The sequence below is a fragment of the Stenotrophomonas sp. YJH_SMC_135 genome (genome assembly GCF_059372355.1).
Genome location: NZ_JCAFVN010000001.1, coordinates 966,208 through 986,232, shown reverse-complemented (window position 1 = coordinate 986,232; position 20,025 = coordinate 966,208). Strand labels below are relative to the sequence as shown.

General features: G+C 67.3%; 22 protein-coding genes. 8 read left to right on the top strand and 14 right to left on the bottom strand.

Annotation, left to right across the window (positions count from 1 at the left end; genetic code table 11):
• Positions 1 to 131: 131 nt before the first annotated feature.
• Genes AC5P98_RS05060 through rsmD form a run of 3 tightly spaced genes read right to left on the bottom strand, consistent with a single transcriptional unit; the run spans position 132 to position 1,798 of the window.
• A complete protein-coding gene (locus AC5P98_RS05060) occupies positions 132 to 623 on the bottom strand; it encodes a hypothetical protein (protein ID WP_032959157.1) in 492 nt (163 codons plus the stop codon).
• Positions 624 to 683: 60 nt separating this feature from the next.
• The gene (gene coaD, locus AC5P98_RS05055; protein WP_014036814.1) at positions 684 to 1,193 is read right to left on the bottom strand and encodes a pantetheine-phosphate adenylyltransferase; all 510 of its coding nucleotides are present in this window, start codon (positions 1,191 to 1,193) and stop codon (positions 684 to 686) included.
• Between the two features lie 26 nt (positions 1,194 to 1,219).
• Positions 1,220 to 1,798: a 16S rRNA (guanine(966)-N(2))-methyltransferase RsmD gene (rsmD, locus tag AC5P98_RS05050; protein WP_014646773.1), complete on the bottom strand. Its 579-nt coding sequence runs from the start codon at positions 1,796 to 1,798 to the stop codon at positions 1,220 to 1,222.
• 526 nt (positions 1,799 to 2,324) lie between these two features.
• On the opposite strand from rsmD, the gene htpG reads away from it, so the two are divergent.
• From htpG to AC5P98_RS05030, 4 genes are all read left to right on the top strand, one after another.
• Positions 2,325 to 4,214, top strand: coding sequence for a molecular chaperone HtpG (gene htpG / locus AC5P98_RS05045; RefSeq protein WP_099475998.1), 1,890 nt, complete (start codon positions 2,325 to 2,327; stop codon positions 4,212 to 4,214).
• Between the two features lie 327 nt (positions 4,215 to 4,541).
• A complete protein-coding gene (ftsY, locus tag AC5P98_RS05040) occupies positions 4,542 to 5,864 on the top strand; it encodes a signal recognition particle-docking protein FtsY (protein WP_049407613.1) in 1,323 nt (440 codons plus the stop codon).
• An 82-nt stretch (positions 5,865 to 5,946) separates the two neighbouring features.
• Positions 5,947 to 7,071 carry an A/G-specific adenine glycosylase gene (mutY, locus tag AC5P98_RS05035; RefSeq protein WP_049407615.1) on the top strand — a complete coding sequence of 375 codons (1,125 nt, stop codon included), beginning with the start codon at positions 5,947 to 5,949 and terminating at the stop codon, positions 7,069 to 7,071.
• Positions 7,072 to 7,076: 5 nt separating this feature from the next.
• Positions 7,077 to 7,346 carry an oxidative damage protection protein gene (locus AC5P98_RS05030; protein WP_032958626.1) on the top strand — a complete coding sequence of 90 codons (270 nt, stop codon included), beginning with the start codon at positions 7,077 to 7,079 and terminating at the stop codon, positions 7,344 to 7,346.
• A gap of 73 nt (positions 7,347 to 7,419) precedes the next feature.
• Here the strand turns inward: AC5P98_RS05030 and AC5P98_RS05025 are convergent, their stop codons facing one another.
• The 10 genes from AC5P98_RS05025 to AC5P98_RS04980 all read right to left on the bottom strand — a co-directional run bounded on the left by AC5P98_RS05025 (position 7,420) and on the right by AC5P98_RS04980 (position 14,371).
• Positions 7,420 to 7,869: a DUF6491 family protein gene (locus tag AC5P98_RS05025; protein ID WP_032958624.1), complete on the bottom strand. Its 450-nt coding sequence runs from the start codon at positions 7,867 to 7,869 to the stop codon at positions 7,420 to 7,422.
• Positions 7,870 to 7,976: 107 nt separating this feature from the next.
• Positions 7,977 to 8,690 (bottom strand): lipoprotein-releasing ABC transporter ATP-binding protein LolD, encoded by a 714-nt coding sequence (gene lolD, locus AC5P98_RS05020; RefSeq protein ID WP_049407617.1) that lies wholly within the window; start codon positions 8,688 to 8,690, stop codon positions 7,977 to 7,979.
• Positions 8,683 to 9,924 carry a lipoprotein-releasing ABC transporter permease subunit gene (locus tag AC5P98_RS05015; RefSeq protein ID WP_032958619.1) on the bottom strand — a complete coding sequence of 414 codons (1,242 nt, stop codon included), beginning with the start codon at positions 9,922 to 9,924 and terminating at the stop codon, positions 8,683 to 8,685. The genes lolD and AC5P98_RS05015 overlap by 8 nt, the downstream gene beginning before the upstream one ends.
• Before the next feature lie 23 nt (positions 9,925 to 9,947).
• Complete coding sequence (locus AC5P98_RS05010) at positions 9,948 to 10,397, bottom strand: hypothetical protein (RefSeq protein ID WP_049407619.1); 450 nt, start codon at positions 10,395 to 10,397, stop codon at positions 9,948 to 9,950.
• The gene (locus AC5P98_RS05005; protein WP_005409080.1) at positions 10,348 to 10,596 is read right to left on the bottom strand and encodes an FAD assembly factor SdhE; all 249 of its coding nucleotides are present in this window, start codon (positions 10,594 to 10,596) and stop codon (positions 10,348 to 10,350) included. The genes AC5P98_RS05010 and AC5P98_RS05005 overlap by 50 nt, the downstream gene beginning before the upstream one ends.
• A 98-nt stretch (positions 10,597 to 10,694) precedes the next feature.
• Positions 10,695 to 11,480, bottom strand: coding sequence for a succinate dehydrogenase iron-sulfur subunit (locus AC5P98_RS05000; RefSeq protein WP_005409079.1), 786 nt, complete (start codon positions 11,478 to 11,480; stop codon positions 10,695 to 10,697).
• Positions 11,481 to 11,546: 66 nt separating this feature from the next.
• Entirely contained in the window at positions 11,547 to 13,337 is a 1,791-nt protein-coding gene (sdhA, locus tag AC5P98_RS04995; RefSeq protein WP_014646765.1) for a succinate dehydrogenase flavoprotein subunit, read from the bottom strand.
• A gap of 31 nt (positions 13,338 to 13,368) precedes the next feature.
• Positions 13,369 to 13,755: a succinate dehydrogenase, hydrophobic membrane anchor protein gene (gene sdhD / locus AC5P98_RS04990; protein ID WP_005409077.1), complete on the bottom strand. Its 387-nt coding sequence runs from the start codon at positions 13,753 to 13,755 to the stop codon at positions 13,369 to 13,371.
• Positions 13,752 to 14,144 carry a succinate dehydrogenase, cytochrome b556 subunit gene (sdhC, locus tag AC5P98_RS04985; RefSeq protein WP_024958620.1) on the bottom strand — a complete coding sequence of 131 codons (393 nt, stop codon included), beginning with the start codon at positions 14,142 to 14,144 and terminating at the stop codon, positions 13,752 to 13,754. Before sdhC ends, sdhD begins: the two co-directional genes overlap by 4 nt.
• Positions 14,145 to 14,200: 56 nt before the next feature.
• Positions 14,201 to 14,371 (bottom strand): DUF1674 domain-containing protein, encoded by a 171-nt coding sequence (locus AC5P98_RS04980; RefSeq protein WP_005409075.1) that lies wholly within the window; start codon positions 14,369 to 14,371, stop codon positions 14,201 to 14,203.
• Positions 14,372 to 14,410: 39 nt separating this feature from the next.
• Here AC5P98_RS04980 and ygfZ point away from each other — a divergent pair, with 39 nt between their 5' ends.
• Positions 14,411 to 15,286 (top strand): CAF17-like 4Fe-4S cluster assembly/insertion protein YgfZ, encoded by an 876-nt coding sequence (gene ygfZ / locus AC5P98_RS04975; protein WP_046429944.1) that lies wholly within the window; start codon positions 14,411 to 14,413, stop codon positions 15,284 to 15,286.
• 103 nt (positions 15,287 to 15,389) lie between these two features.
• Here the strand turns inward: ygfZ and AC5P98_RS04970 are convergent, their stop codons facing one another.
• Positions 15,390 to 16,472, bottom strand: coding sequence for an ABC transporter ATP-binding protein (locus AC5P98_RS04970; RefSeq protein WP_049407624.1), 1,083 nt, complete (start codon positions 16,470 to 16,472; stop codon positions 15,390 to 15,392).
• 352 nt (positions 16,473 to 16,824) lie between these two features.
• Between AC5P98_RS04970 and zwf the strand changes: the two genes are divergently transcribed.
• The 3 genes from zwf to pgl are packed head-to-tail and all read left to right on the top strand — an operon-like array spanning position 16,825 to position 19,987.
• Positions 16,825 to 18,261: a glucose-6-phosphate dehydrogenase gene (gene zwf, locus AC5P98_RS04965; protein WP_014646761.1), complete on the top strand. Its 1,437-nt coding sequence runs from the start codon at positions 16,825 to 16,827 to the stop codon at positions 18,259 to 18,261.
• Positions 18,258 to 19,265: a glucokinase gene (gene glk, locus AC5P98_RS04960; protein WP_014646760.1), complete on the top strand. Its 1,008-nt coding sequence runs from the start codon at positions 18,258 to 18,260 to the stop codon at positions 19,263 to 19,265. Before zwf ends, glk begins: the two co-directional genes overlap by 4 nt.
• On the top strand, positions 19,262 to 19,987 hold the full coding sequence (gene pgl, locus AC5P98_RS04955) for a 6-phosphogluconolactonase (protein ID WP_032958606.1): 726 nt from the start codon (positions 19,262 to 19,264) through the stop codon (positions 19,985 to 19,987). Before glk ends, pgl begins: the two co-directional genes overlap by 4 nt.
• Positions 19,988 to 20,025: the final 38 nt, after the last annotated feature.

Below are 20,025 nucleotides of genomic sequence, written 5' to 3'. Positions count from 1 at the left end.
GCGATACTCCTCGCCCGCGCCCTGGGACAAAGGACCGGCCAGCGCGGGCGCGCGGGCCGGTCAGGTCATCAGCGGCGCCCTTGCAGGATGCCGCCCGGGCCATGCCGGAGCATGGCCGCCATGGCTCGGTATTACTTGGCTTCGACGAAAATGTACTCGGCACCGGTCGGCTGGATCGCAGCCTGCACGCGGGCGTTGTCGGCCGACTGGCCAATGAAGACGACGCGCACGCCCTTCATCGAATCCGGCGACACGTCCTTGAACACGGCCTGGATCATGTCAGCCATCTTGCCCGAGGCCGACGAACCGAAGGCCAGCATGTTGCCCGGCTGCACGCCACGGGCCACGGCCTGGGTCGCGCTTTCGGTCTGGCGCTCGTACTTGGCCTGGAAGTCCGGGTCCGATTCCGGCGAGAGGTAGTACAGGAACGGGCTGTTGGTGATGTTGCCCATGTTCTGGATCGCCACTTCCTGCAGGTACTTCTTCCAGCCTGCATCGTCGTCCTTGGCCGGGGCGACCAGGGCCGGCTTGGCCTCGTCGACCGGAGCGGCCTCTTCCTTCTTGCAGGCGGTGAAGGCCAGGGCCAACGAAGCGATCAGCATCGCGCGCATGGTGGTGTTCATGGGTTTCCTCCCGGAATGGTGCGTGGTGGTGTACGTAATGGGGTGCGGGTACAGCGGGGCTTACGACTGTGCCGACTTCGCTTCGCGGACCTTGCGCAGGGCTTCGAGCACCGCGGCCGGCACGAAACCGGACACGTCGCCGCCCAGGCGCGCGATCTCGCGGACCAGCGAGGACGAAATGAAGCTGTGCTGCTCGGCCGGGGTCAGGAACAGGGTCTCGACCTCGGGGATCAGGTGGCGGTTCATGCTGGCCATCTGGAATTCGTACTCGAAGTCGGACACCGCGCGCAGGCCGCGCAGCAGCACCCCGCCCTGCACCGAACGTACGAAATGGGCCAGCAGGGTATCGAAGCCGATGACCTCGACGTTGCCGTGGTGGGCCAGCGCGCCACGCGCCAGCTGCACGCGCTGCTCCAGCGGCAGCGCCGGGCCCTTGGACGGGCTCTGCGCCACGCCGACCACGACCTTTTCGAACAGCGGCGCGGCCCGGCTCACAAGGTCGATATGACCGTTGGTGATGGGGTCGAACGTGCCGGGGTAGACGGCAATGCGGCGATTGGCCACGGTCATGGGCGGATGCAGATGTTCAGATGAGGTCAAAGTGTAGCAGTGGCACGGCGGTACAGGGCAAAGCGCACCTCGCGGGTGCCACCCTCGCGGTGCAGCAGCCAGTCCGGCGGCAGCACCGGCACGTGGCCGGCTGGCGATTCCAGGTACAGCCAGGCGTCGGCGGCCAGGTGCCGCGGCAGCTGGGCCAGCACGTCCTGCCACAGGCCATCGGCAAACGGCGGGTCGATGAAGACCAGGTCGGCCTGCTGCGCCTGCGCCCCTTGCAGCCAGCGCAGGGCATCGGCCTGCACGACGGTGATCTGGTCGCTGGCCTGCAGCCTGGCGACGGCGGCGGTCAGGTTGCGTCCCAGCTGCGCATCGCGCTCGACCAGGGTGGCGTGGGCAGCGCCACGCGAGACCGCCTCCAGGCCCAGCGCGCCACTGCCAGCGAACAGGTCCAGCACGCGGGCGCCGCCGAGCTTGGGCATCAGCCAGTTGAACAGGGTCTCGCGCACGCGGTCGCTGCTGGGGCGAAGGCCCGGCAGGGTCGGCACCGGCAGCCGGGTATTGCGCCAGCGCCCGCCGATGATGCGGACCTGGCCGTCATTGCCACCGCGGCCGCTCATCGGCGCCCCCGGCGGGAGGAATTCGAGAAATTCAGCATGAGCGGGATTGTAGTTCGGCCGGGCGGCGCCCGGCACCCGCAGAAGCCGAAGCAACAGCAACAGCGGGCATCCCCGTGGGATGGCGGGGTGGGTCCGGTCGAGGGGGACGCTGCAAGTACGTCCATGTAAGCTCGGTCGCCGCATCCATGCGGCTCACGCCCCCTCAACCGGACCCACCCCGCCTTCGACAGTTCCCTGCGATCTGTCGGAACGGCTCTTGGGGTCAGATCCGTTTTCCTGCGGAAAACGGATCTGACCCCAGATTTATTTCGATGTCTGACAGATGTGTCGACCAAGGTCGACACCTACCAACAGCCGCGGGAAATCTGTCAGAGGCGGGGCGGTGTGGGTTGGCGTTGCTGTTGCTTCGGCCTCTGCAGGTGCCGGGCGCCGCCCGGCCGACCAACCCCTTGATTTCGGGACAATCAGCCATACCCCTTGGCGAGGCCGCACGCGCTGGCGCGGCATTGCACATGGAGCCCTATCGATGACCGAGACCACCCAGACCGAAACCCTTGGCTTCCAGACCGAAGTCAAGCAGCTGCTGCAGCTGATGATCCACTCGCTGTACTCCAACAAGGAGATCTTCCTGCGCGAGCTGGTCTCCAACGCCGCCGACGCCGCCGACAAGCTGCGCTTCGAGGCCCTGACCCAGCCGGCCCTGCTGGAAGGCGACAGCGAACTGCGCGTGCGCGTCAGCTTCGACCCCGCCGCCCACACCATCACCATCGAAGACAACGGCATCGGCATGAGTCGCGCCGAGGCGATTGCCCATCTCGGCACGATCGCCAAGTCCGGCACCGGCGATTTCCTGCGCCAGCTGTCCGGCGACCAGAAGAAGGATTCGCAGCTGATCGGCCAGTTCGGCGTCGGCTTCTACAGCGCCTTCATCGTTGCCGACGAGGTCGAAGTGACCTCGCGCCGCGCCGGCTTGGCCGCAGGTGAAGGCGTGCGCTGGACCTCGCGCGGCGAAGGCGATTTCAACGTCGCCACCGTCGACAAGGCCGAGCGCGGCACCCGCATCGTCCTGCATCTGAAGGATGGCGAGCACGACTTCGCCGACGGCTGGCGCCTGCGCAGCATCCTCAAGAAGTACTCGGACCACATCGGCCTGCCGATCCAGATGCCGAAGGAAGGCGAGGAAGGCGCCACCGTCGAGTGGGAGACCGTCAACCGCGCCAGCGCGCTGTGGACCCGTCCGCGCACCGAGATCGGCGACGCCGAGTACACCGAGTTCTACAAGCACGTCGCGCACGACCACAGCGACCCGCTGGCGTGGAGCCACAACAAGGTCGAGGGCAAGCTGGAGTACACCTCGCTGCTGTACGTGCCCGGCCGCGCGCCGTTCGACCTGTACCACCGCGATGCGCCCAAGGGCCTGAAGCTCTATGTGCAGCGCGTGTTCGTGATGGACCAGGCCGAACAGTTCCTGCCGCTGTACCTGCGCTTCATCAAGGGCGTGGTCGACTCCAACGACCTGTCGCTGAACGTCTCGCGCGAGATCCTGCAGTCCGGCCCGGTCATCGATTCGATGAAGGCGGCGCTGACCAAACGCTCGCTGGACATGCTGGACAAGCTGGCCGCCGACAAGCCGGAGCAATACGCCACGTTCTGGAAGGAATTCGGCCAGGTGCTGAAGGAAGGCCCGGCCGAGGACTACAACAACCGCGAGAAGGTGGCCGGGCTGCTGCGCTTCGCCTCCACCCGCGGCGACGGCGATGCACAGACGGTGTCGCTGGCCGATTACCTCGGCCGCATGACCGAAGGCCAGGACAAGATCTACTACCTGACGGGCGAGAGCTACAGCCAGGTGCGCAACAGCCCCCACCTGGAAGTGTTCCGCAAGAAGGGCGTGGAAGTGCTGCTGCTGACCGACCGCATCGACGAGTGGCTGATGGGCTACCTGACCGATTTCGACGGCAAGGGCTTCGTCGACATCGCTCGTGGCGATCTCGACCTGGGCGCGCTGGAAACCGAAGCGGACAAGCAGGAACAGGAAGCCGCGGCGAAGGACAAGCAGGGCCTGGTCGAGCGCCTGAAGACCGTGCTGGGCGATGACGTGGCCGAAGTGCGCGTGTCACACCGCCTGACCGATTCGCCGGCGGTACTGGCCATCGGCGAACAGGACCTGGGCCTGCAGATGCGCCAGATCCTGGAAGCCAGCGGGCAGAAGGTGCCGGACAGCAAGCCGGTGCTGGAAATCAACCCGGGCCACCCACTGATTGCCAAGCTGGATGCCGAAGCCGATGGCGCGCGTTTCGACGACCTCGGCCGGGTTCTGTTCGACCAGGCCGCGCTGGCCGCCGGTGACAGCCTGAAGGACCCGGGTGCCTACGTGGCGCGGCTGAACAAGCTGCTGCTGGAGCTGTCGGCCTGATCGACAGGGTGGTCGCCGGGCATGGCCCGGCTTACCCGGCGGTGCTCTGGTAGAGGCCGACCTTGGTTGGCGCCCCAAAAGCGTGCCAACCAAGGTTGGCACCTACCGGGGCGGATCGAGCGTGCCAACCAAGGTTGGCAGCTACCGGCGCGGGTGGAGAGTGCCAACCAAGGTTGGCACCCACCAGGGGCGGCGGTTGGCGCCTGCCGGGCCGCACGGCGCAGCCCTCCGGACCGGTTAACGGCCGGCGGGCCGCGACCTTGAGTCCACATCGGCCCGACAGGCCCGAGTGGTAGCATATCCCCCTGATTTCAGCGCCTTTTGCCAATGCTCAGTTTTTTCCGCCGCAAGAAGCCCCAGGATGCCCCCGCAGCGGAGGCACCCAAGACCCAGCACTACTCGGCTGAAGAGCTGGCGGCGGCGTTCCCGTCGGCCGCGCCGATCGAGGACAAAGAGCCAGCACCGGTAGCCGTACCGGCCGCGCCTGCGCCGGTCGAGCCGCCGCCGGCAGCCGTCGTTCCGGTCGCTGTCGAGCCCACCCCGGTGGTTCCGGCTCCGGTCGTTCCCGCTCCGAGCGCTCCGCAACCGGCCGCCCGGATCGACGTCGCCCCGGTAGCGGCCCCGGCCATCGAACCGGCACCCGCGCCGCTGCCTGAGTCCACCCCGGCACTGGCACCGGTCTCCGATGACCTGCCGGCCGCCGCCTCGGTCGACGCCGTGCCGGCGCCTGCCGGCAAGCCCGGCTGGCGCGAACGCCTGCGCAACAGCGTCATCGCGCGCAGCTTCGGTGGCCTGTTCTCGCGCAACCCCAAGCTCGACGACGATCTGCTGGACGAGCTGGAAACCGCACTGATCACCGCCGACGTCGGCGTGGGCGCCACCACCGATCTGGTCGAGGGCCTGCGCAAGCGCATGAAGTCGCGCGAGTTCGCCGACGCCAATGCGCTGCTGGCCGCGTTGCGCGCCGAGCTGATCGCGATCCTGCAGCCGGTGGCCAAGCCGCTGGTGATCGATCGCAACGCCAAGCCCTTCGTGGTGCTCACCGTCGGCGTCAACGGCGTCGGCAAGACCACCACCATCGGCAAGCTGGCCAAGCGCTTCAAGGACGACGGCCACAGCCTGATGCTGGCTGCCGGCGATACCTTCCGCGCCGCCGCCGTGGCCCAGTTGCAGGCCTGGGGCGAGCGCAACGGCGTAGCCGTGGTCGCGCAGGGGCAGAACGCCGATGCCGCTTCGGTGGCATTCGACGCGCTGCAGGCCGGCAAGGCCCGCGGCACCTCGGTGCTGATCGCCGATACTGCCGGCCGCCTGCACACCCAGTCCGGCCTGATGAACGAGCTGGGCAAGATCCGCCGCGTGCTCGGCAAGATCGACCCCACCGCCCCGCACGAAGTGCTGATGGTGATCGACGGCACCACCGGCCAGAACGCGCTGTCGCAGTTGCGCCAGTTCAATGCCGCAGTGAACGTGACCGGCCTGGTGGTGACCAAGCTGGACGGCACTGCCAAGGGCGGCGTGGTGTTCGCGCTGGCCCGCGAGTTCGGCATCCCGATCCGCTTTGCCGGTATCGGCGAGCGCCCGGAAGACCTGCGCGTGTTCGACCCGGAAGCCTTCGTCGACGCCCTGCTGCCCGAAGCGCTGGGCGCCTGATACACCGCGCAGCCACGCATGGCGTGGCTCTACCGCAGCCTGGTAGAGCCACCCCACGGGTGGCTGCCTCTCTGGAACTCCAATGCCCCGCCAGCCGCACGCCAGCGCCGAAACTGCAGAACGGGACGGTTTCGTCGCCCGCCTGCTGCACTGGTTCGACGGCCATGGTCGCCACGACCTGCCCTGGCAGCACCCACGCAGCCCCTATCGGGTCTGGCTGTCGGAAATCATGCTGCAGCAGACCCAGGTAGCCACGGTCATCCCGTACTTCCAGCGGTTCCTGCAGCATTTCCCGACGCTGCCCGACCTCGCCGCCGCCAGCAATGACGCGGTGATGGCGCAGTGGGCCGGGCTCGGCTACTACGCCCGCGCACGCAACCTGCATGCCGCCGCGAAGCGCTGCGTGGAACTGCACGACGGCGACCTGCCGCGCGATTTCGATGCCTTGCATGCCCTGCCCGGCATCGGCCGCAGCACCGCAGGTGCGATCCTCAGCCAGGCCTGGAACGATCCGTTCGCGATCCTCGATGGCAACGTCAAGCGCGTGCTCAGCCGTTACCACGGCATCGACGGCTTTCCCGGCCTGCCGGCCATCGAGAAACAGTTGTGGTCGATTGCCGAGGCGCACGTGGCGCAGGTGCCGGCCGGGCGAATGGCTGATTACACCCAGGCGCAGATGGACCTGGGTGCGACGGTGTGCAGCCGCGCCAAGCCAGCCTGCGTGATCTGCCCGCTGCAGTACGCGTGCGTGGCGCGCCGCGAAGGCCGCACCGCCGAACTACCCACGCCCAAGCCCAGCAGGACCCTGCCCGAGCGCGAAGCCGTGGCCCTGCTGCTGCGCGATGCCCAGCAGCGCGTGCTGCTGCAGAAGCGGCCGGACACCGGCATCTGGGCACAGTTGTGGACGCTGCCGCAGGCCGAGGCCGGCAGCGAACTGCAGGACTGGTTCGACGCGCACGTTGACGGCACGCTGGAAGACGCCGAGGAGCTGCCCGTGCTGCAGCACACCTTCAGCCACTACAAGCTGCACCTGCAGGTGCTGTCGCGGCAGGTGCACGGCCTGCGCGTGGAAGAACCCACGCTGCGCTGGGTCGCCACCGACGAACTGCCCGCGCTGGGCCTGCCGGCCCCCATCCGCAAGCTGCTCGATGGCGCCACGATCAAGGCGCCGAAACGAACGCCCAAGAAACCCCGCAACCACGAGTGAGTACCATGTCCCGAACCGTCTTCTGCCAGTACGAACAACGCGATGCCGAGGGCCTGGACTTCGTGCCCTACCCCGGCGAACTGGGCCAGCGCATCTTCAGCAACATCGGCAAGCAGGCCTGGGCGGCGTGGCTTGCGCACCAGACCATGCTGATCAACGAAAACCGCCTGTCGCCGCGTACCCCGGAGCATCGCGCGTTCCTTGAAGGCGAACTGGTCAAGTTCCTGTTCGAGAAGGACGCGGAAAAGCCGGCTGGCTTCACTCCGGAAACCTGACGCACGGGTAGTGCCGGCCGCTGGCCGGCATCGCGCAGATGCCAGGTTGCCGGCCAGCGCCGGCACTACCGCGCTATTTCGTATTTTCCTCGCGCTCCTGCACCTGCGCCTGGCGCAGCTCCTGCTCGGAGGCACGCAGTGCCTTCACGTCCAGCTTGCGGATGCTGTTGATGAAGCACGGCATGCGCGGGCCACCGGTCGGGTCGCGCACCAGCACCTTGTCGAAACGCGATGACACGCGGCCCATGCTGCTGGTCAACCCGATGGCGGTGGCGTACGACAGGTCCGGGCACGGACCACTCAGTTCCAGCAGGTAAGCCTCGCTCGGCCGGGTCCACACCGCCAGCGCGCTGTCACCCAGTTCGGTCCAGCCATTGAGGCTGCCGAAGAACTGCATGTCGTTCTGCGGCGCGCCGGCGTGGGCGCGGTACAGATCCAGTTTCTCGGTACTGCTGAGCCGGCCGGTGGTCGCGCAGGCGGCCAGCGCCAGGCAGAGTCCGGCGATCAGGATCGGGGTCTTCATGGCGATCTCCTCGGGGAACCTGCTGCGATCATGCGCCGGCCGATGTGCGGCCGGCGCGAGGGCAGGTAAACCCGTTCAGGCGCCGGGAGGCGGCCGTTGCCGGCCGCTCAGACGTCAGCGTGGGCCAGTGCGTGCAGGCGCCCTTCGCGCAGCTCCAGCACCCGGTCCAGGCGCCGCGCCAGGCTGCGGTCGTGGGTGACCAGCACCAGGCTGGTATGACGCGCGCGGTTGAGTTCCAGCATCAGCTCGAACACGGTGCCCGCGGTGCGGTCATCCAGGTTGCCGGTCGGCTCGTCACCGAGCACGCAGGCCGGATGATTGACCAGCGCACGTGCCACCGCGGCACGTTGGCGTTCGCCGCCGGACAGCTCGCCCGGCTTGTGGTCCAGGCGATGTCCGAGGCCGACCGCTTCCAGCAGCGTGGTGGCCCGGCTGCTCGCTTCGGCCACGGCAGTGCCGGCCAGCAGCACCGGCATCATCACGTTTTCCAGCGCGGTGAATTCCGGCAACAGGTGGTGGAACTGGTAGACGAAGCCCAGCGCCTGGTTGCGCAGCAGGCCGCGCGCGGTATCCGACAACGCCGACATGCGCTGGCCCGTGACGTACACCTCGCCTGCGGTCGGAACATCCAGCCCGCCCAGCAGGTGCAGCAGCGTGCTTTTGCCGGCACCGGAGGCACCGATGATCGCCACCGTCTCGCCGGCGGTCACGGTCAGGTCCAGGCCATCGAACACCGGGGTCTGCATGCGCCCTTCGGCGTAGGTCTTGCCCAGTGCTTCGGCGCGGATCACCTCATCGCCGCGGTTGAAGACCTTATTCATAACGCAGGGCCTCCGCCGGCTGGGTGCGTGCTGCCCGCCAGGCGGGATACAGGGTGGCCAGGAAGCTCATCAGCAGCGCGACCACGGTGATCGCCACCACGTCGCCGGTCTGCATGTCGGTCGGCAGGCCGGTGATGTAGTACACATCCTCCGGCAGCAGCTTGACGTTGAACACGCTCTCGATGGCACCGAGGATGCGTTCCAGGTTGAGGGTCAGGGTGATGCCGCCGATCAGGCCGGCCAGCGTGCCGAAGATGCCGATCAGCGAACCCTGCACCATGAACACCTGCATCACCCCGCCCGGGGTCAGGCCGAGGGTGCGCAGGATGGCGATGTCGGCCTGCTTGTCGGTCACCAGCATCACCTGCGAGGACACCAGATTGAACGCACCCATGGCGATGATCAGCGACAGCAGGATGCCCATCACCACCTTCTCCATGCGCAGCGAGTGGTAGAGGTTGGCGTTCTGCTGGGTCCAGTCACTCACGCGGTAGGCACCACCCAGGCTCTGCGCCAGGTCCACGCCCACTTCCAGCGAGCGGTCCATGTCGTGCAGTTTCAACCGCACGCCGGTGGCACCGTCGCTGCGCAGCACGCGCTCCAGGTCCTGCATGTTGGCGAAGCCGACGCCCCGGTCGACCTCGTTGTAGCCGGCCTCGAAGATGCCGCTGACGGTGAAGCGTTTCATCCGCGGCACGGCACCGGCAGGCGTGCCCTGCACTTCGGCGAAGGTCACCAGCACCTGGTCACCGACGTCGACGCCGAGCCAGATCGCCAGTTCCTTGCCCAGCAGCAGGTTGAAGCTGCCCGGCGTCAGGCTGGCATAGCTGCCCTTGGTGACCTTCTTGTCGATCACCGATACCTTCGGCTCCAGCGCCGGATCGATGCCCTGGATGATCGCACCCTGCACGCGCGGGCCGCTGATCATCGACTGGATCTCGATGTACGGCGCGGCACCGGCCACGCGCGGATCCTTGCGGGCCACGTCGACCACGCGCATCCAGTCCGGCATCGGCTCGCCGTCGCGGCTGATGGTGGTGTGCGCGGTCATCTGCAGCAGGCGGCTGCGGATTTCCTTCTGGAATCCGCTCATCACCGCCAACGTGGTGATCAGCACCGTAACGCCGAGCGCGATGCCCAGGATCGATGCCATCGAGATGAAGGAGATGAAGCCGTTGCGGCGCTTGGCGCGCAGGTAGCGCAGGCCGATGGCCACGGGAATGGGTTTGAACATGCAGGCACGCCGGTCAATTCAGCTTATGGTGCCATCGTCCGGGGCTGACGGGAAACGGCGCGTGCGGCTACGGCCAGTCGCAGTTCACGTCGCTGCCCGGAATCGAGCACATCCGGCCAGAACAGCAGGCGCTGGCGGCGCTGGTCCTGATGCCAGCGCAACAGCAGCCACGGCCCGCGCACCACCAGCCGGGGTGCCTCGACGTCCTGCCCGGCCACCCGAATCGGCTCGGGAAGCGGCGGCAGAAGCACCTGCACGCGCGGCCTGCGCTGGCACCAGGCCAGCTCGGCCAGGCCCACGCACCAGGCCAACACCACTGCGGGCATCAGCAGCCGTGAAGGCAGATCCGATGCGCGCAGCAGCCACGGCGCAGCCAGCAGCACCGCCAGTTGGGCGGCGACCTGCAGCCGCGAGGGGCGCCACTCAAGGCTTGAGGGCGAGGATCTTCTGCATGAGGGGGATCGCGTGCGCATGCGGGCAGGCCTCGTAGCCCATGAACCAGCGCCACAACTTATCGTCCTCGCAGTCGAGCAGGAACAGGAAAACCTCGCGCTCTTCGGTCGGCGCAGTGCTCCACTCGTGGTCCAGGTAGCGGCCGAACAGCTGGTCCAGCTCACGCATGCCGCGGCGGCAGCGCCAGCGCAGCTTCTTCAGCAGAACATCTTCTTCCATCGTGCTTCTCCAGATACAGCAAAGCCACGCATGGCGTGGCTCTACTGGGGTGGCACAGCCACGCGTGGCGTGGCTCTACCCGGTACAGCCGGGCCTGATCAGGCGCGGCGTTCCATCATCAGCTTCTTGATCTCGGCGATCGCCAGCGCCGGGTTCAGGCCCTTCGGGCAGGTCCGGGCGCAGTTCATGATGGTGTGGCAGCGGTACAGCTTGAACGGATCTTCCAGATCGTCCAGGCGCGCACCGGTGTCCTCATCGCGCGAGTCGATGATCCAGCGGTAGGCCTGCAGCAGGATCGCCGGGCCCAGGTAACGCTCGCCGTTCCACCAGTAGCTCGGGCAGCTGGTCGAGCAGCAGGCGCACAGGATGCACTCGTACAGGCCGTCCAGCTTCTTGCGGTCTTCCGGCGACTGCAGGCGCTCGCGGTCCGGCGGTGCCGGGGTCTGGGTACGGATCCACGGCTTGATCGACGCGTACTGCGCGTAGAAGTGGGTCAGGTCCGGAACCAGGTCCTTGACCACGTTCATGTGCGGCAGCGGGTAGATCGGCACTTCCTTCTTGCCGCAGTCCGAGATGGCTCGGGTGCAGGCCAGGGTGTTGGTGCCGTCGATGTTCATGGCGCACGAACCACAGATACCTTCGCGGCACGAGCGGCGGAAGGTCAGGGTCGGGTCGATCTCGTTCTTGATCTTGATCAGGGCGTCCAGGACCATCGGGCCACAGGCGTCCAGATCGACTTCATAGGTATCGGTGCGCGGGTTGCTGTCGTCGTCCGGACTCCAGCGGTAGATCTTGAAGGTGCGCACATTCTTGCCGCCGTTCTTGACGGGGAAATGCTTGCCCTTCGTGATCTTGGAATTCTTGGGGAGTGAAAACTCGGCCATGGCTGCTCTCGTTGGCTCAGGCGGCCCGCGCCCGTGGGCGCGGATTGCATGGTAGGCGGGGTCGGATCAGTACACGCGCGGCTTCGGCGGCACCACGGACACGTCGTCGGTCAACGTGTACATGTGCACCGGACGGTAGTCGAAGCTGCACTTGCCCTTCTCGTCGACGCTGACCAGGGTGTGCTTCTGCCAGTTGACGTCGTCGCGGTCCGGGAAGTCCTCGTGCGCATGCGCGCCGCGGCTTTCCTTGCGCTGTTCGGCCGAGTTGATCGTCGCCACCGCATTGAGCAGCAGGTTGTTCAGCTCGTAGGTCTCGATCAGGTCCGAGTTCCACACCAGCGAACGGTCGGAGACCTTCACGTCCTGGAACGAGTCGAAGATCTTGTCCATCTTCTCGCAGCCTTCCTTCAGCGTCTGGCTGGTGCGGAAGACCGCCGCGTCGGCCTGCATGGTGCGCTGCATGCGATCGCGGATGACCGAAGTCGGGGTATCGCCGTTGGCGTGGCGCAGCTTGTCCAGCAGCCCCAGCGCCTTGTCGCAGGCATCGGCCGGCAGCGGCTTGTGCGCGGCGCCCGGCTTGATGGTCTCGGCGCAGCGGTTGGCCACGGCACGGCCGAACACCACCAGGTCCAGCAGCGAGTTCGAGCCCAGGCGGTTGGCGCCGTGCACGGACACGCAGGCCGCTTCGCCGATGGCGTACAGGCCCGGCACCACGGCATTGTCGTTGTCGCCGACCTTCTGCACCACTTCGCCGTGGTAATTGGTCGGGATGCCGCCCATGTTGTAGTGCACGGTCGGGATGACCGGAATCGGCTGCTTGTGCACGTCGACGCCGGCGAAGATGCGGGCGCTCTCGGCGATGCCCGGCAGCTTCTCGTCGATCACGCCCGGGCCGAGGTGGGTCAGGTCGAGCAGGATGTGGTCCTTGTGCTCGCCGACGCCGCGGCCTTCGCGGATCTCGATGGTCATCGAACGGCTGACCACGTCGCGCGAGGCCAGGTCCTTGTAGTGCGGCGCGTAACGCTCCATGAAGCGCTCGCCGCTGCTGTTGCGCAGGATGCCACCTTCACCGCGGACACCCTCGGTGATCAGGCAGCCGGCGCCGTAGATGCCGGTCGGGTGGAACTGCACGAACTCCATGTCCTGCATGGCGATGCCGGCACGCATGGCCAGGCCGCCACCGTCGCCGGTGCAGGTGTGCGCCGAGGTGGCGCTGAAGTAGGCACGGCCGTAGCCGCCGGTGGCCAGCACCACGCCCTGGGCGCGGAACAGGTGCAGGGTGCCGTCGGACATGTCCAGGGCCAGCACGCCGCGGCAGGCGCCTTCCTCGTCGAAGATCAGGTCAAGCGCGAAGTACTCGATCATGAAGCGCGCATCGTGCTTCAGCGACTGCTGGTACAGCGTGTGCAGCATCGCGTGGCCGGTACGGTCGGCCGCCGCGCAGGTACGCTGCGCCGCCGGGCCTTCGCCATACTTGGTGGTCATGCCACCGAACGGCCGCTGGTAGATCTTGCCTTCGGCGGTGCGCGAGAACGGCACGCCGTAATGTTCGAGCTCGATGATGGCCGGGATGGCCTCACGGCACATGTACTCGATGGCGTCCTGGTCGCCCAGCCAGTCCGACCCCTTGATGGTGTCGAAGAAGTGGTAGCGCCAGTCGTCCTCGCCCATGTTGCCGAGCGCGGCCGAGATACCGCCCTGGGCGGCAACGGTGTGAGAACGGGTCGGGAAGACCTTGGTCAGGCACACGGTCTGCAGGCCCTTGGCGGCCAGGCCGAACGTGGCGCGCAGGCCGGCACCGCCGGCGCCGACCACGACCATGTCGTACTTGTGTTCGGTGATCTTGTAAGCGGACATCTAATCTGGATTCCTGTGTAGGTGCCTGGGCTCAGGCAACGCCGAGGGCGATGCGGCCCACCGCAAACACACTGACGATCATGCCGAGCACGGCGACGAACTTCACCGCGGTCTGCAGCACCAGGGCCAGCAGCGATTCGTGGATGTAGTCTTCCAGCACGACCTGCATGCCGAGCTGCGCGTGCCAGAACATGGCGATCAGCAGGCCGATCAACGGCACCGCGTTCCACGGCTTGGCCACGGCGGCGGCGGCGGTGGCGTAGTCCGAGCCCAGCAGGCCCAGCACGAAGACCAGGAACCAGATGCCCAGCACCACCAGTGCGGCGGCGGTCAGGCGCTGGTGCACGAAGTGCTCGGTGCCGGTCTTGGCCGAGCCAAGGCCGCGCACGTTCTTCAACGGGGTACGGAACTTGCTCACGCGGCACCTCCGAACATCACATAGGCCCACACCAGCAGGGTGATCACCAGGCTGCCGATGACCGACAGCCAGCTGCTGCGGATGAAGGCGGGGATGCTGAAGCCGATGGCGAAGTCCTGCACGACGTGGCGGATGCCATTGCACAGGTGATAGGCGAACGACCATGTCCACGCGAACAGGAACACGCGGCCATACCAGGCCCCGGCATGGCCGGTGAAGCAGTTCCAGGACTCGGGCCCCATCATCAGGGCCAGCAGGCCGGCGGCGATGATGAGGGCACCAACAGACAGAAAGACGCCAGTGGCTCGATGCAGGATCGAGGTGGCCATCTGAATCTGCCAGCGATACACCTGAAGGTGCGGGGAAAGTGGGCGTTGTCTGGTCGCCATTCGCTGGGCTCGTTGTCTCGGCTGGGCGGCACACGGCCGCGTTGGCTCAATGCTGATCAGAAATCGATGCAGCGTCCGTTTTTCTCCCAATCGCCATACCGCACCGGATCAAGTCCGCCGCGGCCGCCGAATTCTTCCGCTTTTTCCTGTTCCACGGGCACGGGTGCCGCGGGGACCAGCGGGGCTTCAGATTCGTCGTCGGGAGTGGGGGTTGTTTGGCCTATCATGTTCGGTCTCGCAACGCACAAATTTTAGACCTCGTTCACGTGCCTGACAACCTGCCCCCTGCTTTCGTCGGATATCCGCGCCTGCCCGGCCACCAGCTGCTGAGCCTGCAGGGCCCGGATGCGGCTGTCTTTGCCCACGCCCAGTTCAGCAGCGATGTCACCGCCCTGCCCCTGCAGCACTGGCAGTGGAGTGCCTGGCTGAGCGCCAAGGGCCGCACCCTGGCGGTGTTCCAGCTGCTTCGCCTGGCCGACGACCACGTGATGCTGGTGCTGGCTGACGGCGATGCCGATGCGATTGCGTCGCAACTGCAGCGCTTCGTGTTCCGCCGCAAGGTGAAGGTGCAGGTGCGCAGCGATCTGGCGGCGGCTGGCGCGTTCACCGCGCCCGAGGCCGCCAGCGGCGCGGCGATTGCGCAGACCGCAGGCGACGGCTGGGAGCTGGACCTGGGCAGCGATGCCCTGCCGCGCACCCTGCGCATTGGCAGCGCCGACGCGTTCGCTGCCGGCAATGAAGCCGATGAGGCCGCTTTCGCCCTGGCCTGGCGCCAGGCCGACCTGCGCTACGGCCTGCCGCGGCTGGAAGAAGGCCAGCGCGAAGTGTGGACCCCCCAACAGCTGGGCCTGGACCGCCTGAACGGCTACAGCGTGAAGAAGGGCTGCTATCCCGGCCAGGAAATCGTCGCCCGCACCCACTTCCTCGGCAAGGCCAAGCGTGCGGTGCAGTTGCTGCATACCGCAGCACCGGCACAGGCCGGCGATGGCGTGCAGCAGGATGGCGCGGGGCTGGGCACGATTGCCAGCGTGGCCGGCGACCTGGCACTGGCGGTACTGCCACTGGAGGCCAGCGACGCTGACCTGCAGGTGGGCGATGCCATTGCGCAGCGCGTGCCGTTGCTGGATGGCCTGGCCCGCTGAAGCAGGCGGGGACCTGCACGGGTGGGTGCAGGAATGGTAGTGCCGGCCGCTGGCCGGCAACCATGCAGGGTTGAGGTTGCCGGCCAGCGGCCGGCACTACCCCTTACAGGCGCGCGCCGGTTTCCGGATTGAAGAAATGCAGGCCCTGCGGATGGATCGCCACGCGGATCTGCTCGCCCACCTCGGGCAGCGCCTGCGGCGCCACGCGCATGGTCAGCGCGTGCTGGCCACTGCTCAGGTTGACGAAGATCTCGTTACCGACCGGTTCGATGCCTTCAATGCGTGCGACGAACGCATGCGCATCGTCGGCGGCCGCCGGCTGCAGGTGCTCCGGACGCACGCCCACCGCGATCGGCTTCTGCAGCCAGGCCGGATCGATGGCGGCCTGGCCCAGCGGTGCACGCCACTCACCGTCGACCACGGTCACGCCACCGGCATCGCCCTGCAGCGTACCGCGCAGCACGTTCATCGCCGGGCTGCCGAGGAAGCCGGCCACGAACAGGTTGGCGGGGCGATCGTACAGCGCCATCGGCGTATCGATCTGCTGGATGACGCCATCCTTCAGCACCACGATGCGCTGGCCCAGGGTCATCGCTTCGACCTGGTCGTGCGTCACGTAGATCATGGTGGTGCCCAGCTTGCGGTGCAGCTGCGCGATCTCGGTACGCACGCTGTGGCGCAGCTTGGCATCCAGGTTGGACAGCGGTTCGTCGAGCAGGAACACCGCCGGCTCGCGCACCAGCGCACGGCCCAGCGCGACACGCTGGCGCTGGCCACCGGACATCGCCTTGGGCAGCTTGTCCATCATCTCGGTCAGGCCCAGCGTCTGCGCCGCCTCGGCGATGCGCTTGTCGATGGTCGCCTTGTCGTGACCGCGCAGCTTCAGGCCAAAGGCCAGGTTCTCGGCCACGGTCATGTGCGGGTACAGCGCATAACTCTGGAACACCATCGCGATGTCGCGATCCTTCGGCGCCACGTCGTTGACCACGCGATCACCGATGGTCAGCGTGCCGCCGCTGATCTCCTCCAGGCCAGCCACCATCCGCAGCAGGGTCGACTTGCCACAGCCGGACGGGCCGACCAGCACCATCAGCTCGCCATCGGCGACCTCGAAGCTGGCGTCCTTCACCGCGACCTGGCCGTTGTCATAGACCTTGCGCACACCCTGCAACTGCACTTTTGCCATATCACCTATCCGGTCCGCCCGAAGCCGGGCTGTCTTTTGGGACTGCCTCGGCCCTCCCGATGGCAGTGATGATTGCGCGCTTGCCGCATGACGGCGAGCACTGCAATCGAATACAGTTGCCCATTCTGCCATGTAAACGTTTTCACGTGGCACTATCCGATGATCGGTGCGCACCGATCTGCGTCGGCGGTTGAACGAAGGTTCCGCCGAGGCAGTGGTTTCGAATGGAACGGTCTTCCGGCACCCCGGAGAACGCCCCTGACGAACCTCGGACAGGCAGTTGCGCGGATGTCCCCCGAACCCAGCCATGAAGCGATTGACAACGATGTCACCCGGATCTGAAACTCGAGCGATGCACGACACCCTCTTCCTGTTCGGTGCCACAGGTGATCTGGCCCAGCGCTACCTGTTCCCTTCGCTGCTTCGCCTGCTTGGCGACGGCCTGCTGCCGGAGGACTTCCGCATCCGTGCGCTGGCCCTGTCCGGGCATGACACCGAAGCCTTCCATGACATCCTGCGGCCGCGCCTGCAGCAGGCCATGCCGATGGCCACGCAGGACGACATCAGCGCCCTGCTGCGCCGCATCGACTACCGCTCTGTGGACCTGCGCGACGTCGACTCGGTTGCCGCCGCGGTCGCCGACCTCGTGCACCGCAAGTGCGTCAGCTACCTCGCCATCCCACCGGGCCTGTACATCTCCACCTGCGAAGGCCTGGCCAAGGGCGGCGCCCTCGCCGCGCCGGCACGCCTGATGCTGGAAAAGCCGATCGGCAGCGACAGCGAGAGCGCCGAGGAAATCATCAGCACCATCGGCCAGTGGATCGACGAGGACCGCGTGTTCCGCCTCGACCACTACCTGGGCAAGGCCGCGGTGCAGAACCTGATCGCACTGCGCTTCGGCAACACGCTGCTGGAAGCGGTGTGGAACCGCAACTACATCGAATCGGTGCACATCCTGGTGGCCGAAAGCGAAGGCGTGGATGGCCGCGATGCCTATTACGCCCGCTCCGGCGCGCTGCGCGACATGGTGCAGAGCCACATCCTGCAGCTGCTGTGCATGGTGGCGATGGAACCGCCGGCATCGCTGGAAGCCGATCGCATCCGCGACGAGAAGGTCAAGGTGCTGCGCGCCCTGCGCCCGCTCGATGCCCGGCACGCCGCGCGTGACAGCATCCGTGGCCGCTACACCGCCGGCACCATCAATGGCCAGCCGGCACAGGCCTACCAGCCGCCGGAAGGCAGCGACGTGGAAACCTTCGCCGGTGTCACCGCGCATATCGACAACTGGCGCTGGAGCGGCGTGCCGTTCCACCTGGTCACCGGCAAGCGCCTGCCCGAGCGCACCACCCGCGTGGTGGTCACGCTGAAGCCGGTCACCCACTGGCTGTTCGAGCGCCCGCAGCGCGCGCAGGCCGCACCGAACCGCCTGGTGTTCCAGCTGCAGCCGCAGGAAAACATCGAACTGGGCCTGATGAGCAGCCTGGCAGGCCCGGAATGGGGCGCGCTGGAGCTGCATCCGCTGGAGCTGGAACTGTCGGTGCCGACCGGCCTGCACCGCCGTATCGCTTACGAACGCTTGTTCCTGGATGCCTTCAACGGCAACCACACGCTGTTCGTGCGCGATGACGAAGTGCGTGCGGCCTGGGCCTGGATCGACAGCGTCGCCGACGCCTGGAAGGACGCCAAGCTGCCGCTGGAGCCCTACCCCGCCGGCCAATGGGGCCCGGGCAATGCGGGCGGGTTCCTGCCGCAGGACCTGGACGCGCCCGACAGCGGAGCGTCGGCATGAGTGCCAGCTCGCAGCCAGTGCTGGTCGCCGACATCGGTGGCACCAACGCGCGCTTCGCCCTGGCCGACACCTCGCTGGACGCACCGCTGCAGAAGGACAGCATCCGCGAGTACGCGGTGGCGGAGTTCCCGTCGCTGGGTGATGCCGCGCGCCACCATCTGGAACAGATCGGCGCCACGGCAAGCCGCGGCGTGTTCGCCGTGGCCGGTCGCGTGGATGGTGACGAAGCACGCATCACCAACCATCCGTGGGTAATCTCGCGCAGCCGCACCGCTGCCATGCTCGGGTTCGACGAACTGCACCTGATCAACGACTTCGCCGCGCAGGCGATGGCGATTTCACTGCTGCAGCCCGATGACGTGGTCCAGGTCGGCGGGGCTGCCTGGGTACCGGGCAAGCCCGGCCAGCCACGCAACTACGCGGTGATCGGGCCCGGTACCGGGCTCGGCGTCGGCGGCCTGATCATGCGCCACGGCCGTTGCTATCCGCTGGAAACCGAAGGCGGCCATGTCAGCTTCCCGCCGGGAACCCCGGAAGAGATCCGCATCCTGGAGATCCTGTCCGAGCAGTTCGGCCGCGTCTCCAACGAGCGCCTGATCTGCGGCCCCGGCCTGGTCAACATCCATCGCGCCGTGTGCGAGATGGCCGGCATCGATCCGGGCCAGCTGCAGCCGGTGGACGTGACCGCCCGCGCCCTGCACGGCGATCCGCAGGCGATGCGCACCGTGGATGTGTTCTGCGCCGTGTTCGGCGCCATTGCTGGCGATCTGGTGCTGACCCAGGGCGCCTGGGACGGCGTGTTCCTGACCGGCGGGCTGACCCCGAAGATGCTCGATTCGCTGCAGCACTCCGGTTTCCGCCAGCGCTTCGAGCACAAGGGCCGGTTCTCTTCCATCATGGCGCGCGTGCCCTCGTTGGCGGTGATGCATCCCCACGCCGGACTGCTGGGCGCCGCCGCCTATGCCGCCGACGCCGAACGTGACGCACCTGGAGTTGCCGCATGAGCCCCACCACCTTCCACGACGACCGCATCGAGTTCATCAACCATGGCGATGCCGATGGCTGGATCGAAGCCGTTGCCGCCGAGATGGCGCACACCCTCAACCACGACATCAACGAAGTGGGCCGCGCCCGCATCCTGCTGTCTGGCGGCACTACACCGGCGCCGGTCTACCAGGCGCTGGCCGAGTTGGACGTGCACTGGGACCGGGTGGAAGTGAGCCTGGCCGACGAGCGCTGGCTGTCGCCGCAGGATCGCGACAGCAATGCCTGGCTGGTGCGCCAGCACCTGCTGAAACGCGCCGAGGGTGCGCATTTCGATCCACTGGTGCGGATCGGCAAGCCCCTGCCCGAATGCGTGTACACCGCCAACCTGCAGGCACAGCACAGCCAGCCGCCGAGCCTGGTGGCACTGGGCATGGGCAACGACGGCCACACCGCCTCGCTGTTCCCGGGCTCGAAGGACCTCGCCCGCGCACTGGAAAGCACCCTGCCCTATGCCGCGCTGGATGCCACCGGCTGCCCGGGTGCGAACCAGTGGCCGCTGCGCATCACGCTGACCCCGCATGGGCTGCGCCAGTGCCGACAGCGCCTGCTGCTGCTGCGCGGCAAGCAGAAGCTGCAGGTGCTGCGCCAAGCGTTGGACAGCAACGACGCCCAGCAGTATCCGATCCTCAACGCGATCAACCTGGAAGGCGCGCGTTTGCGCGTCCACTGGGCTGATTGATGTCGGCGGCGGTGCCCTGCCGCCGCTTGCCTCTCGCC